Consider the following 14,521-nt stretch of genomic DNA (forward strand, 5'->3'; position numbering starts at 1 on the left):
TATCGCACGGGTCCATGCCCGGCCGATTAGTGATTGTGACGTGCCTGGTTGTTAACCACTCCCCGGTATGGTACAGCCAGTTCCATGCAGGCGCCGTTTTCCATCTGCCCAACGGTGCTGCGGTAAATCTCCTGCCACGGCGTCTGGCTGGCCGGGATGGGCGGAAGGCCGTCCTTCTTGCGCTCTTCCCATTCCGCCTCGCCCACCTGCACATCGCAACGGCCGGCGTTCAGGTCCACGCGGATACGGTCGCCCGTGCGCAGCCACGCGAGGCCGCCGCCAACCGCGCTCTCCGGCGACGCGTTCAGTATCGACGGGCTGTCCGAGGTGCCGGACTGGCGGCCGTCGCCCAGCGTCGGCAGCGCGTTGATGCCGCGCTTGACCAATGCATCGGGCGGCTGCATGTTCACCACCTCGGCCGAACCGGGCCAGCCCACCGGGCCCGCGCCGCGTATCACCAGCATGCAGTCCTCGTCGATGTTCAACGACGGATCGTTGATGCGGGCGTGGTAGTCGTCGGAGCCGTCGAACACGATGGCGCGGCATTCGAAGATGTTCTCGCTGCCCGGCGTGCTCAGATAGCGGGCGCGGAAGGCGTCCGAGATCACGCTGGTTTTCATGATGGCGAAGTCGAACAGGTTGCCCTTCAGGACGAAGAAACCGGCGTCCTTCTTCAGCGGCTGGTCGAACGGATAGATCACTTCGCGGTCGTGCGTCTCGCGGCCGGCCAGGTTGTCGCGCATGGTGCGGCCGGTGACGGTTGGACGGTCCGAACGCAGCATGCCCTTCTGCTCCAGCTCCCACATGATGGCCGGCACGCCGCCGGCGCGGTGGAAGCGCTCGCCGAGGAACTTACCGGCCGGCTGCATGTTCAGCAGCAGCGGCACCGCGTGGCCGTACTCCATCCAGTCGCTCGAATGCAGCTCGACGCCGGCGTGGCGCGCCATCGCCATGATGTGCGGCTGCGCGTTGGTGGAGCCGCCGATCGCCGCGTTGACGACGATCGCGTCCAGGAAGGCTTCGCGATTCAGGATGCTGGAAGGCTTGATGTCCAACCGCGCCATCTCGACGATGCGCTTGCCGGTTTCATACGCCATCTGGCCGCGTTCGCGGTACGGAGCGGGGATCGCCGAGCAGCCGGTCAGCGACATGCCCAGCGCCTCGGCCATCGCGTTCATGGTGGAGGCGGTGCCCATGGTGTTGCAGTGTCCCGCCGACGGCGCCGAGGCGGCCGCGATCTGCAGGAATTTTTCGTTGTCGATCTCGCCGGCGGCCAGCTGGCGGCGGCCCTTCCAGATCGCCGCGCCGGAACCCGCCAGTTCGCCCTCGAACCAGCCGTCCAGCATCGGCCCGCCGGACAGCACGATGGCGGGGATGTCGACCGTCGCCGCAGCCATCAGCTGCGACGGCGTGGTCTTGTCGCAGCCGGTGGTCAGCACCACCGCGTCGATCGGATAGCCGTGCAGGATCTCGACCAGGCCCAGATAGGCCAGGTTGCGGTCGATGGCGGCGGTCGGGCGGCGGCAGTTCTCGAAGATCGGATGCAGCGGGAACTCCATCGCGATGCCGCCCGCATCGCGGATGCCGTCGCGCACGCGCTTGGCCAGCTCCAGGTGGATGCGGTTGCAGGGGCTGATGTCGCTGCCGCTCTGCGCGATGCCGATGATGGGACGCCCGGAGCGCAGCTCCTCCGGCGTGATCCCGTAGTTCATGAAGCGCTCGAGGTACAGCGCCGTCATGTCGATGTGGTCCGGATTGTCGAACCAGTCCTGCGAGCGGAAGCGGCGTTGGGTACTCATGCGCCGTACCATCCCGCATCGACGAAGTAATCGCGGCCGGTGCAGCGGCCTGCGTTGTCGGAGGCCAGGAACAGCGCCAGCGCGGCCACGTCGTCCACCTGCACGCGCTGCGGCAGGCATTGGCCCGCCAGGATGCGCGCTTCCTCTTCCGGCGTATGCCACAGGGCTTCCTGGCGCGGCGTACGCACCGCGCCCGGGATGATGCAGTTGACGCGGACGTTGTGCGGACCGAGGTCGCGCGCCAGGCCGCGCGTCATGCCCTCGATGGCGGCCTTCGCCGTCATGTACAGGGTCAGTTCCGGCAAAGCCAGGTGCCACGAGATCGAACCGAAGTTCAGGATCACGCCGCCACCGCGCTGCCGCATGCCCTCGGCCACGGCCTGGGCGCAGAAGTACTGGTGGCGCAGGTTGACGGCCATGCGCTGCTCCCAGTATTCGGGGGTGACGTCGGCCAGCTTGTGGCGGTCGTCGTTGGCGGCGTTGTTGATCAGGATATCGACCTCGCCGATGCCCTTGAACGCCGCTTCCAGCGCTTCGAGATCGGTCAGGTCGCAGCGCATGAACACCGGCGGCGTCGCCAGCGTGGCGAGGCGGCTTTGCAGCGCCAGCGAATCCGCTTCGGCCACGTCGAGGAAGTGTACCTGCGCGCCCTGCTGCGCGAACGCCTCCACCATGCCCGCGCCGATGCCGCTGCCGCCGCCCGTGACCACCACGCGCTTGCCGGCCAGGCTAGGGTAGGTCGCATGCTGCATCCTGGCCTGCACGATCGGCGCTGGGCGCACGGCGGTAGCGCCGCGCGCGCGACCCAGCAAGGCGCGCACGCCGAAGGTCCACGGCGCGATGGCGTCGCTGCGCTGCACGTGGTTCACCAGCTTGCCCAGCGACGGCGTCGAGATGCTGACACGGTCGCCCAGATGGTGCGTGAAACCGCCGCCGGCGGTGTCGCGGTCCTTGATCGGCGAGAACATCGTGCCGAGGAAGAGCATGAAGCCGTCCGGGTATTGGTGATGGCGGCCGCAGACCTGGCTCACCAGGTCCAGCGGATCGCGGCTGATCTCGCGCATGCGGCTGGCGCCGGCCAGGTGGAAGTTGTCGTCCTCGCCTTCGATCAGCATGCTCACTTCCGCGTTGCGGATGGTGTCGATGGTGAAGTGTTCGTCGAACAGGCGGATGAAGGGGCCGATGGCGCAGGAGCCGTTGTTGTCCTTGGCCTTGCCCAGCAGGAGGGCGCTGCGGCCTTCGATGTCGCGCAGGTTGACGTCGTTGCCCAGCGTGGCACCCAGCACGCGCGCCTGGCTGTTGACCGCCAGGACGATCTCCGGCTCGGGGTTGTTCCATTTCGAATCCGGGTGCAGGCCGACGTCCGCGCCCTGCCCCACCGCCGACATGGGTTGCGACTTGGAGAACACCTCGGCGTCCGGGCCGATGCCCACCTCCATGTACGGCGACCACAGGCCGCGCTCGATCAGGTCCGCCTTCAGGCGCGCCGCCTCGGGCGAGCCGGGACGGATGGCCGACAGGTCGGAACCGATGATGGACTGGATTTCGGAGCGCAGCGCGCTGGCGCGGGAGGCGTCGCCGCCTGCCTGTTCTTCGATCACGCGTTCCAGCAGGCTGACGGCGAAGGTCACGCCGCAGGCCTTGATCGCCTGCAGGTCGCACGGCGCCAGCAGGCGCGGCGCGCCGACGGCGGCCTTGGCGTCGAGCGCGTGGGCCATCAGCTGCTGCACGCTGCCCAGCGGCTCGCCGGGGGCGGAGCGCGCCACCTCGAGGGCGTCGTCGCGCTCCAGCAGATCGGACATGGTGGGCGCGTGGCCGGTGATATCGAACACCTCGCCGTTGCGCACGGCGACCACGCAAGGTCCGTTGATGACGCCATCGCGCCACACACGGCCCACCAGAACTGCCCGTTCGACATCGTCGGGCAGCATCGTACTCATATTATTTTCCAAGGTCTCTCTCTCCAGGCTGGCAAGCAAACTGCGTGGAGGATTTTGACCCGATTCACCCATGACGGCAATTATGAAACTCACCAATCCCGGTCATGTTTTACGCCTCGCCCGCGCTCAGGCGACGCTGCGCAAATCCGCCACGGCGGCGCCGTCGCCATCGGCTTCGCCGGCGCGGCCCTGCATGGCGCGGTCCTGGTAGGCGCGCGGCGTGCAGCCCAGTTCCCGCTTGAACACCGCGTGCATGTACTGCACCGACGTGAAGCCGCAGCTGAGCGCCACGTCGGCGATGCTGCGCTCCCCGCGCGCGAGGATCTCGGTGGCGGCGTCCAGCTTGAAGCGCAGGATCACGTCATGCACGCTGCAATCGAGCTCCTGGCGGAAGTAGGATTCCAGCGACGAGCGCGAGATGCCGACATACTCGGCCACCTGGTGCGTCTTGATGCCCTGGCAGGCGTACTGGCGGATGAAATGGCGCGCCCGCATCACGTGCGGATGCTTGGGCGCCTCGTGGCGGGTCGAGGTCAGCACGTTGATGCCGACCGGCGGCACCAGGATGCGCGTGCCGCCCAGGCGCACGCCGTGCAGCATCTGGTCCAGCAAGTGGGCGGCGGTGCGGCCCATCTCCTGCGCGCCCTGCATCACGGAGCTGAGCGGAATGCGGGTGAGCATGCGCGCCAGCGGATCGTTGTCGATGCCGATCAGCGCCACCTGCTCCGGCACCTCGATGCCGGCCATGATGCAGGCCTGCAGCAGCTGGCGCGCGCGGGCGTCGGTGACGGCGATGATGCCGACCGGCTTGGGCAGGCTGTGCAGCCACTTGATCTGCTGCTCCACCGCCTCGTCCCACGACGGCGCGCTGGTGCCCAGGCCGCGGTAGATGTGCGGCTCCATCTTATCCTTGCGCATCAGCGTGCGGAAAGCGGTCTCGCGCTCCTGCGCCCAGCGGTTTTCCTGCGCCTCCGGCAGGCTGAACATCGCGAAATTGCGCAGGCCGGCCTCGATCAGGTGGTCGTGGGCCAGCTTGATCAGCTTGAAATTGTCGGTGGCGACGTAGGGGATGGAGTCCGGGTAATTGCTCTCGTCGGCGTAGGAGCCGCCCACCGCCACCACCGGGATGCGGCTGCGGCTGAGCGCGGCGGCCACGGCGGGATCGTCGAAGTCGGCGATGATGCCGTCGCCCTGCCAGTGCTCGATGCCGGGCAGGCGCAGGCGGAAGTCTTCTTCCAGGAACAGATCCCAGGAGGCGCGGGTGCTGCTCAGGTGAGCGGCCACGCCGGAAATAACCTCGCGGTCAAAAATTTTATTGGCGTTGAACAGCAACGCAATACGGTGGGACTTCATCGACATTTTCAACGACCTCAATCTCGGTACAGCACGTCTCGATACACCCTCTGCGGGATGTACCGGGTATTGTGGCATGTTTCCGATCATGTACCGATGAAAAAGGCGATCACGTCCCTAATTGGCGACAATCGGCTTGCCAGTCACGATGCCCCGACCCGCCGTGCTCATGTACACCACGCCGTAGGTGTTTGCATCTCCGATAACAAATTGCGCATCGCCCGGGCCGCCATATTGATGATTATCGTCATTAATACGCAACCAGCTGGCCCCGCTGTCGGTGGAGCGGAACAGGCCGCGCACGCCGCCCACCGAACCCCAGATGTACACCGTTGGGTAGCTGGCGCCCGGCGCCGCCTTGCCGAAGCCGACCGCCGCCGCATAGCCCACATTGGCCAGGTTGGCGAACGTGGCGCCGGAATCGGTGGAACGGGCCAGGCCGCCGTCGTACAGCGGCACCCAGACGTCGCCTTCCCGGCCCGGCGCGGCGCGTACCACCGGCGAGCCCTTGGCGCCGCCCAGGCGGCCGGCCGGCGCGAAGCTGGCGCCGCCGTCGGTGCTGACCAGCAGCGCGGCGCCGCTCAGCGCGTAGAACTTACGGGGATTGACCGGGTCGGCCACCGGCCGCGCGCCGTTCAGGCCCTGGGCCACGCGCCAGCTGTCGCCGCCGTCGGCCGAATAGTAGCTGGTGGCGGATTTTTCCGGGCTGTGCACGATGACCTTGCCGTCCGCGCTCAGCGCCAGGCGGCCCTGCTTGCCCTGCAGGCTGGCGGTCTTCTTCCAGCTCACGCCCATGTCGCGCGACACGTACATCGCGCTGCCGACGCGCGCCACCACATTGGGATTGGCGGCCGCGTAGTCCAGCCCCCAGGTGGTGCCCATGGTCGGCGTGTGGATGGGCGCGTACTGGGTGACGTCGGTGTGGCGGAAGCCGTCGTAGTCGCCGATGGCGGAAATGGCCGGGCCGCCGGGAATGCTGATCATATCCAGCGGCACCGATTCCTCCAGGCCCTTGTCCTCGAATTTCCAGACCGCCGGCGTGGCGTGGATGTCGTTCGTCTTGAAGATGCCGTTGCCGGAGACGACCATCACCGTGCGCGTGTCGAAGGGATCGAACTCGATGCTGGTGGTCCAGTGCATGAAGCTGCCCGCGATCCAGCTCACGCCATTGGGGTCGATACGCACGCCCTGGTCGACCACGCTCTTCCAGCTCTTGCCGCCGTCCAGTGTTTCAAAGAACTGGTCGCCCATCGTGCCGGGCTTGCGGTAGTAGTTGGTGGTGGAGACGATCATGCGATCCTCGTTGCCCGGATCGACCGTGATGCCGGCGTAGGCGCGGTTCAGCGGCGGCGAGATATTGCTCCACTTGGCGGTGGCGATATCGTACTTCCACACCTGGCCCTGGTCCATGCCCTCGCCGTGCGCCGCGTCGCCGTGCGGACCGGCGCCATTGGCGTAGACCACCACCAGGCTGCCCTTGGCCAGCACCGCGCGCTGCGGGATCAAGGCGGTCGGGCCGCCGTTCATCGGCGCGAAGGTCTTGCCGCCGTCGTTGGACATGTACATATTCGCGCCCACCGAGCCGTAGCGCGACACGCCGGCGAAGATCCGCTGCGTGGCGCCGCCGGCCGCGCTGGCCGGGTCCAGCAGCACGAAGCCCACGCCGTTGCGGTTGGGTGTGGCCGCCACCGGCAGGCCGTCCAGGTGCTGCCAGCTCAGGCCTTCGTCCGCGCTTTTGAACATGCCGTCGGCGCGCGTGCCGATGTAGAGGATCTTGCCGTTGGCCGGGTCCACCTGCAGCCGCTCGCCGGTGCCGCGGCCCAGGCCGTTGCCGTGGACCTTGAACTGGCCGGTCACGTCGATCCTGGTGAAGGTCTTGCCGTAGTCGCTGGATTTCAGGATCGCGCTGGCGCCGCCGTTCAAATAGGCGATGCCGGTGGACAGGTACACCCTGGACGGCGCGCCCGGATCGATGGCGATCGACTCCACGCCGAGCAAGCCGGTGTCCTTGTCGGACACCCAGTCGAGCAACGGTATCCAGCGCTGTGCGGCGCCGTCCCAGCGGTAGGCGCCGCCGACGTCGGTGCGCACGTAGACCAGGCCCTTCTCGGCCTTGCTGGTGACGATGCCGGAGACATAGCCGCTGCCGCCGATAGCGACGTTGTCCCAGGCGTAGGCGTCGCCGCCCATCAGCCGCTTGAGCGTCGGCGCCATGGCCTTGGCCCAGATCTCGTAGCCCTTCTCGTTCGGGTGCAGCAGGTCGGGCATGATGTCCTTCGACAGCGTGCCGTCCGGCGCCAGGAAGGCCTGGTTGATGTTGAGGAAGTAGATGTGCTGGTTGTCGGCGAAGCCGGCGATGATGCCGTTGACCTGCTCGTTCAGCTGGCGCAGTTCGTCGTCCGGCTTCTCTCCGCGCGGGAAGATCGCCAGCAGCAGGATCTTGGTGTCCGGCAGGCGGTGGCGCAGCTCGTCGATGTCGCGCCGGATGCCGGCGGCGGTCAGCTTCGGATCCTCGTGGCGGTGGCCGGTGTTATTGGTCCCGAACATCAGCACCGCGACCTTGGGCGCGAGGCCGTCCACCTCGCCGTGCAGCAGGCGCCACAGCACGTTCTCGGTGCGGTCGCCGCCGAAGCCTAGCGCCAGGCCGTTCATCGGCTTGTAGTTGCGCTCCCAGACCGGTGCGCCGCTCTTCTCCCAGCCCTCGGTGATCGAGTCGCCGATGAACACGACCTGGGCCGACTTGCCCAGCGCCTGCGCCTCGGCTACCTTCTTCTCGTGGCGCGGCGTCCACCACTTGATCGACCACGGTTCGTTCAACTTGTCCGGCGTGACCGAGACGGTGCGGTAATCCGGGCAGCTGGTGTTGGGCTTGCCGCTGGCCTGGTAGCGGATGTTGGCCACCGAGACCACGCCGCTGCCGTTCGCGTTGAGCACGAAGGGCTGGGTGACGGCGCTGAAGTCGTCGCCGTCGTGCGCGAAGCAGCTCATCGCCAGCACCACGTGCTGCCAGCCCTTGCCGGCCATGGCGCGCGCCGGCAGCATGAAGGGCACATTGCGCTGGCATTTGTCGCCGCAGCCGACCGCGATGCCCAGCCCGCCCTCCTCCATGTCCGCGACCTTGACATCCAGCGCCAGCACGCCGTGCGCCAGGTACGGCCGCAGGTCGAGCGGCTTGCCGCCCTCCAGCCGCACGCCGGCGTACCAGGATTCCTTGAAGTCCAGCGTCAGCGCCTTGCCGTCCTGGCTGGCGCTGACGCGGCTGGCCGGGATCGCGGCCGACGGCGGGATCGCGGCGCTGGCGCCGTCCATCTTCATGTTCACGTCCAGGCCGGTCAGCGTGAGATGCCATGAGGGCTGCGGGCGGCCGGCATAGACGTTCAGGTCGCGCGTCGGCGCCGCGCAGGCGGACGCCGATGCCGCAGCCAGGCAGAATGCCAGGCGCCAGTGGGTAGAGGTCATGGGGGAATGTCTCGTTGAGATTTTTTGTCGCTACATTCTGCAAGTTACCCGCAGGCCTAGCAATTACGAAAATCACCAATGGGGCCAATGATATTCGCGGCGCTTCAACCGTCCAGGGACTTTTGCACCCGGTACGACAAAGGCAGCGTCAGCAGCAGCAAGGCCGCCAGCGCCATCAATGCGTTGGGGACGCCGGCCACGTCGCCGAGTCGGCCGAACAGCACCGGCGCCAGCGCGCCGCCGCCGATGGTGGCGGTATAGAAGCGCGCAAACGCCTGCTCGCGCTTGCCCGTCTCGGCCAGCTCCGGCACCGCGCCGTACAGCACCGAGGAGGTGCCGTTCAGCGCCAGCCCCAGCAGCGGCAGCATGGCCATCATGGCCGTCAGCGGCAGCCACACCGACAGCAGGATCAGCAGGGCCGTGGCGGACTCGGTGATCCACACCGTCCTCATCATGCCGATGCGCGCACCCAGGTAGCCGCAGGAGAGCTTGCCGAAAGCGCCGCCCACAAACAGCAGCGACAACGCCAGGCCGATACCGGCGGTGCCGGCGCCCTTGCTTTGCAACAGAAACGGCAGGAAGGTCAAGAAGCCCATGCGTACCGAGCTGTCGAGCATGCCGGTGGCGATGAGCGCGCGCAGGCCGCTGGCCGAGCCCTTGCCGGCCACCACCCTGGCCGACTGCGCCCGATGATGGGCCGACTCCGCCGCCGTCGGCAGCAGCCACCACAGCAGCACCGCCGCCGCCGAGGCCGAGGGCAGCCGATCAGGACCACGCTGGCCTGCCAGCTCACCACCACCAGCAGCAGGCCGACGGCGCCCGGCACCAGCGTCTTGCCGATGTCGCCGGCAAAGTTGTATTGCGCCAGCGCCTCCTTCACGCCGCCGCCCGCCTCGTGCGTGTCGGTGACGATGGACGAGGCCAGCGGATGCTGGGTGCTGGCGCCCAGGCCGCCGAGCAGCAGCGAAATCAGCAGCACCGTCAGGCCGCCGGCCATGCCCGAGATCAAGTATGCGATGCCGGCCAGCGCCGTGCCGCCGATCAGCATGCGCTCGCGGCCCCAGCGTTTCGCCAGGCGGCTGGCCAGCAATTGGAAGCCGGCCATCATGCCGGAGTAGGCGCCGCGCAGCAGCCCCACCATCGCCAGGCTGATCGCGAATTGCGCCTGCCACACGGGCAGCAGCACGTAGATCACATCGGTCAGGCCATCGTGGATGGCGTGCGCGCTGCAAGCGGCGATCAGGGAACGGCGCCGCACATTCGGGGAATTGGTCATTGTTGGCGATATGTCGATATTGTCCCGATTGTAACGGATTGCAGAAACTGCGCGACATTACCGGCCCGGAGCGCGTACATTGGACGGGTATCGCCAGTCATCGGGGAGGGAGCCGTGCCGACCAAGTACATCGACAACTTTGAAATCGAGTTTTCAGCGGAACGCTTGGAGGGCTGCAAGCTGTGGGGCGCCTACGTCGCGGTGTTCGCGCCGTCGGGGTCGCCGATGCATCGTTTGAATGTCCGCCGCAAGCACCGGGTGGCGGCGGTCCAGCAGTTCACCGACGCCGAAAGCGCCTGCGCCGCGGCGGAAGCGGCGGCGCAGGATATCGTGGCCTCGCTCAAGGCGGGGCCGGCGGGAAGGAGCTGACGGCGGCTCAGTAACGCACGAACTGCGATTCGTCCGGCGCCTCGGCGTTGATGGCGCGCAGGGCCGCCGGCCGCATGCGGCCGGTGTTGGCCGCGTCCCGGCTGCGCATCGGCCGCGTGCCGGAGCCGCTCAGGATGAAGAAGCCCATGGTCTGTTGCAGCTCCTCCGCCTGGCTGCTCATCTGCTCCGCCGTGGCCGCCAATTCCTCCGAGCCGGAGGCGTTCTGCTGCGTGGTCTGGCTCAGCTGGCTGATCGCCGAATTGATCTGCGCCAGCCCGGACGATTGCTCCTCCGACGCGGCCGTGATCTCCTGCACCAGGTCGGAGGTCTTCTTAATGTTGGGCACCATCGCGCCCAGCATCTGCCCGGCCCGCTCGGCCAGCTCCACGCTGCCGCTGGCCACCTGGCCGATTTCCTGCGCCGCCACCTGGCTGCGCTCGGCCAGCTTGCGCACCTCCGCCGCCACCACCGCGAAGCCCTTGCCGTGCTCGCCCGCGCGGGCCGCCTCGATGGCGGCGTTCAAGGCCAGCAGGTTGGTCTGGTAGGCGATGTCGTCGATGATCAGGACCTTGGCCGCGATCTGCTTCATGGCCGCCACCGTCGAGCGCACCGCGTCGCCGCCCTCGCTCGCCTCGTTGGCGGCGCGGCTGGCCATGGCGTCGGTGACCTTGGCGTTGTCCGTGTTCTGCGCCACCGAGGCGGTCATCTGCTCGACCGAGGCCGAGGTCTCCTCCACGCTGGAGGCCTGCTCGCTGGCCGCCTGCGCCAGCGACTGCGAGGTCGCGCTGACTTCCTCGGACGCGGCGGCCAGGCCCTCGGCGCTGTTGTTGACTTCGCTGACCACCTGCGCCAGCTTGGCCACCGTGTTGTTGGTGTATTCCTTCAGCTCGCCGAACGCGCCCTCGTAGGGCTTGTCGATGGTCTTGGTCAGGTCGCCCTCGGACATCGCGCCCATCACCCGCACCACGTCGGCGATGCTGGCGCCGGTGGTGATGGCCAATTGGTTCAGGCTCTCGCCCATCTCCTGCTGGAAGCCGGCCATGCCGGTCAGGTCCACGCGCACATCGAAGTTGCCGCGGTTGGCGGCCTGCACCAGGGCGCGCTGGCCCTCGACCACCCGGCGCAGCTTGGCGATCATTTCGCTGACGGCATACAGCATGCTGCCGCGGTCGTCGCGCTTGAGCTGCACTTCGCAGCTCAGGTCACCTTTGGAGACGCGCTCCATCAGGTCGGCCGCATAGACCGGCTCGCCGCCTAGCCGTTTGACCAGGTCCCGCGTGATCAGCCACGCGATCGCAGCGCCGATCAGCACCGCCGCGATCGACAGCAGGATCACCACCTTGCGCGTTTCCAGATAAGTGTCGTTGGCCGTCTGGGCCTCCGTATCCATCAGGTCGCCCTGGAACTTGGCGAACGTATCCAGCGAATTGGCGTAGATGTTGTTGGCCTCCGCGAAATCGTTTTTTATGTACTCGACCGCCTTCTTCGGGTCGCTCTTGGCCAGGGTGTACAACTGCTCATATTTGGGCGCCATCGCCTCGCCCTTGGTGTTGACCTCCTTGAACATCTGGCGGCCCTTCTCGCTGCTGAGCAGCTTTTCGATCTTGCCCATCGCTTCGGCGATCCTGGCCCGGTTGGCCTCCACCAGCCGCCGGAATTTTTCGCGCTCATCGTCGCTCGTGGCGAGCAGCATGCTGCGCAGCTGGCGGCCGCTGTCTATCGTGTAGCGGATGTTATCTTTCGCCATCACGACCTTGGGATAGCGGTCTTCCATGATGCGCCTGAAGCCATCGTTGACCGCCGCCATGCGCATCGTGCTCACCACCGCCAGGATCAACAGCAGAACCAGCACGGCGCCAAAACCCAGACCCAGACGGGTCGCCACCTTCATATTTGCAAACATCATGTCTCCCTGGTAGGAACGTTATGTCATGAGAGATGGTTCGGGCGCGCGCCGGCGTGCTGGAGGAGAGGTTGGAATGTGCGCGCTCATCTCGACTATCTGATCAAAAAGTAAAAGCTGGCGTCAAATCAAGCTTGACGCCGTGCCACGGATGACTTTTTTTATGTACGAGTTGCCTGCTGCTGACGGAGATTGTCCGCCAGCACATTCCTCAGGTCAATCATTTCGATGCCGACGGCGTGGCTACAAATTCACATGCCGTCCGGCGCGCGGCGGCACCGCGCGCCATCGCATGCTAGCCGCGCTGAGCACCTATCATCGGGTCCGTGCGACTGGCGCGCCCTGTTTCCACATGGCCCGCGGCCCGGCGCAGCCATTGCGGATCGGCGTCGCTGGTAACACTGAAGTCGTACCAGCCGAAGCTGCCCGACAGGTTGCGCAGAACCGACAAGGTCGCGCCCGCCGCCACGCGGTGGGTGGCCGGCCGCGCGCCGTAGGCGTTGTCGGCGATGGTGAAGCTGCAGGCATGCAAGCCTTCCTGGTTCGACAGCACCAGCGCGATGCCGCCCTGGCTGCGGTCGAAGCTGGTGTGCACTTCCGGCCGCGCGGCGCCGAACGCGCCCTTGAACTGGCGCAGGTAGCCATTGACGCCGCGCACGCTCAGTTCGTAATTGCCGGTGTTCCAGTTCCACACCTCGTGCTCGATCCGCTTGCCGGCCTCGACCGTGTAGTACCACGGGCCATCCGCGCGCAGGCTGGAATACACGATGAAGGCCGCGCCGGCCTTGCCGCTGTTGGCGAAGCTCAGCTCGAACTGGCGCGCGCTGGCCACGCGGCCCTGCGTCGCCAGTTCGTACGGCAGCGCACAGGCCACGCGCGGGCCGGCCGCGCCGACCTCCTGCCTCGGCAGGCTCTGCACCGCCGGCGGCGTCGGATACGGCTTGCCGGACACGCGCTGATACGCGGCCGTCTTCGGCACGCTGGCCGGCCAGTTGCTGTTGGGCGCGCTGAAGTCGAAGGCCGAGGTCAGGTCGCCGCACACGGCGCGGCGCCACGGCGAGATCAGGTCGCACTGGACGCTGGCGCGGTCCTTGCCGAGGCCGGCCACCAGCCACTCCTCCAGGAAGCGCAGCTTGGACGTGTGGTCGAACAGCTGCGAGCACACGCGCCCGCCCTTGCTCCACGGCGAGATCACCAGCATCGGCACGCGCGGGCCCAGGCCCATCGGCACGCCCTGGTAGCTCTCGTACGTGCCGATGTCGGCCAGCGTGGTCCTGCCCATGCCGGGGTTGAGCGGCGCCAGGTCGGACGGCACGTGGTCGAAGAAGCCATCGTTTTCATCGTACATCAACAGGAACACGGTCTTGGACCAGACCTCGGGATTGGCCACCAGCGCGGCCAGCAGGCGCGCGGTGATGTTCTCGCCGGCGTTGGGGGAGTTGGGCGCGTGCTCGGTGTAGTCGTTCGGTGCGCAGATCCACGACACCTGCGGCAGGCGGTTGTTGCGCACGTCGTCGGCGAAAGCATTGACCAGCCAGTCGCCGGTGGTGCCGGTGGCGTTGGCGGCGGTGGATCCGGGCGCCAGCGCGCGCGCCTTGCGGTACAGCGGCGAGTCGGGGTCGAGCCGGCTGCCGTCGGCGTTGACGCGGAAGTTGCGGAAGTAGGCCAGGTAGTTGTCACCATAGTTGTCCCACTCCTGGTAGACCTTCCAGCTGACCTGGTTGGCCTCCAGCACCTCGGCATAGGTGCGCCACGTGGGCGCGCTGGCGGTGACGCCGGGGCTGATGTTGTCCAGCGCCGGATCGTTGTTGTAGTAGCCCGCCGCGCTGACGTTGTACAGGCCGCCCATCGAGTCCAGCCATCCCTGGCTGCTGCCGGTGAGCGAGTACATGCGGTTGGGATCGGTGGCGCCGAACACCGAGCAGTGGTAGGCGTCGCAGATGGTGAAGGCGTCCGCCAGCGCGTAGTAGAACGGCAGGTCGCCGCGGTCGAAGTAGCCCATGGTCTGCGGCGTCTTTTGCTTGACCCAGGCGTCCCAGCCCTGCCAGGTGGCCTGCGATCCCTTCCACGAGTGGTTGGTGCCGACCGACAGCGCGCTGGTGTTCTTGGCGTCGAAGTGGAACGGCAGCACGTAGCCGCCCGCGTTGTCGGGCTGGTACCAGACCGGACGGCCGCCGGGCAGGTCGATGGCGCGCGGATCGCCGAAGCCGCGCACGCCGGACAGTGTGCCGAAGTAATGGTCGAAGGAGCGGTTCTCCTGCATGAAGATGACCACGTGCCGCACATCGGCCAGCGTGCCGGTGGCGTTGTTGGCGGGCACCGCCAGCGCCTGCCGGATCAGGTCGGGGAACATGGAGGTGGCGCTGGCGCCGGCGGCGTAGCGCAGGAACTTGCGGCGGCTGATGGTCATCGGATGGCTCCC

The 14,521-nt window shown here is 67.3% G+C and carries 9 protein-coding genes; 1 reads left to right on the forward strand and 8 read right to left on the reverse strand.

Features of this window, described 5'->3' with window-relative positions; all coding sequences use genetic code 11:
* Positions 1–26 precede the first annotated feature (26 nt).
* The 6 genes from HUX88_RS22300 to HUX88_RS33155 all read right to left on the reverse strand — a co-directional run bounded on the left by HUX88_RS22300 (position 27) and on the right by HUX88_RS33155 (position 9,827).
* Positions 27–1,799, reverse strand: coding sequence for an IlvD/Edd family dehydratase (locus HUX88_RS22300; protein ID WP_229213145.1), 1,773 nt, complete (start codon positions 1,797–1,799; stop codon positions 27–29).
* Positions 1,796–3,739: an SDR family oxidoreductase gene (locus tag HUX88_RS33145; RefSeq protein WP_176363164.1), complete on the reverse strand. Its 1,944-nt coding sequence runs from the start codon at positions 3,737–3,739 to the stop codon at positions 1,796–1,798. Before HUX88_RS33145 ends, HUX88_RS22300 begins: the two co-directional genes overlap by 4 nt.
* A gap of 126 nt (positions 3,740–3,865) precedes the next feature.
* Positions 3,866–5,092, reverse strand: coding sequence for a DNA-binding transcriptional regulator (locus HUX88_RS22310; protein ID WP_117013282.1), 1,227 nt, complete (start codon positions 5,090–5,092; stop codon positions 3,866–3,868).
* Between the two features lie 117 nt (positions 5,093–5,209).
* The gene (locus HUX88_RS22315) at positions 5,210–8,551 is read right to left on the reverse strand and encodes a GDSL-type esterase/lipase family protein (protein ID WP_176363165.1); all 3,342 of its coding nucleotides are present in this window, start codon (positions 8,549–8,551) and stop codon (positions 5,210–5,212) included.
* Positions 8,552–8,655: 104 nt separating this feature from the next.
* Positions 8,656–9,219, reverse strand: coding sequence for an MFS transporter (locus HUX88_RS33150; RefSeq protein WP_373886824.1), 564 nt, complete (start codon positions 9,217–9,219; stop codon positions 8,656–8,658).
* Positions 9,135–9,827 carry an MFS transporter gene (locus tag HUX88_RS33155; protein ID WP_308937140.1) on the reverse strand — a complete coding sequence of 231 codons (693 nt, stop codon included), beginning with the start codon at positions 9,825–9,827 and terminating at the stop codon, positions 9,135–9,137. Before HUX88_RS33155 ends, HUX88_RS33150 begins: the two co-directional genes overlap by 85 nt.
* A 114-nt stretch (positions 9,828–9,941) precedes the next feature.
* Here HUX88_RS33155 and HUX88_RS22325 point away from each other — a divergent pair, with 114 nt between their 5' ends.
* Positions 9,942–10,196 carry a hypothetical protein gene (locus HUX88_RS22325; RefSeq protein ID WP_117013279.1) on the forward strand — a complete coding sequence of 85 codons (255 nt, stop codon included), beginning with the start codon at positions 9,942–9,944 and terminating at the stop codon, positions 10,194–10,196.
* Positions 10,197–10,203: 7 nt separating this feature from the next.
* On the opposite strand, the gene HUX88_RS22330 is transcribed toward HUX88_RS22325, so the two are convergent.
* Both HUX88_RS22330 and HUX88_RS22335 read right to left on the reverse strand, forming a co-directional pair.
* Positions 10,204–12,099, reverse strand: coding sequence for a methyl-accepting chemotaxis protein (locus tag HUX88_RS22330; protein WP_373886826.1), 1,896 nt, complete (start codon positions 12,097–12,099; stop codon positions 10,204–10,206).
* Between the two features lie 295 nt (positions 12,100–12,394).
* On the reverse strand, positions 12,395–14,509 hold the full coding sequence (locus tag HUX88_RS22335; RefSeq protein WP_176363166.1) for a phosphocholine-specific phospholipase C: 2,115 nt from the start codon (positions 14,507–14,509) through the stop codon (positions 12,395–12,397).
* Between the last annotated feature and the right edge of the window lie 12 nt (positions 14,510–14,521).

The sequence above is a fragment of the Duganella sp. BJB1802 genome (assembly GCF_013369445.1).
In the GTDB taxonomy this organism is placed as follows: Bacteria; Pseudomonadota; Gammaproteobacteria; order Burkholderiales; family Burkholderiaceae_D; genus Rugamonas; species Rugamonas vulcania_A.

Bases quoted from the DNA above. Each gene is read 5' to 3' on its own strand.
- HUX88_RS22315 (WP_176363165.1), bottom strand. From the start codon at position 8,551: ATGACCTCTACCCACTGGCGCCTGGCATTCTGCCTGGCTGCGGCATCG.
- HUX88_RS22335 (WP_176363166.1), bottom strand. From the start codon at position 14,509: ATGACCATCAGCCGCCGCAAGTTCCTGCGCTACGCCGCCGGCGCCAGC.
- HUX88_RS33145 (WP_176363164.1), bottom strand. From the start codon at position 3,739: ATGAGTACGATGCTGCCCGACGATGTCGAACGGGCAGTTCTGGTGGGC.
- HUX88_RS22330 (WP_373886826.1), bottom strand. From the start codon at position 12,099: ATGTTTGCAAATATGAAGGTGGCGACCCGTCTGGGTCTGGGTTTTGGC.
- HUX88_RS33155 (WP_308937140.1), bottom strand. From the start codon at position 9,827: ATGACCAATTCCCCGAATGTGCGGCGCCGTTCCCTGATCGCCGCTTGC.
- HUX88_RS22300 (WP_229213145.1), bottom strand. From the start codon at position 1,799: ATGAGTACCCAACGCCGCTTCCGCTCGCAGGACTGGTTCGACAATCCG.
- HUX88_RS22310 (WP_117013282.1), bottom strand. From the start codon at position 5,092: ATGAAGTCCCACCGTATTGCGTTGCTGTTCAACGCCAATAAAATTTTT.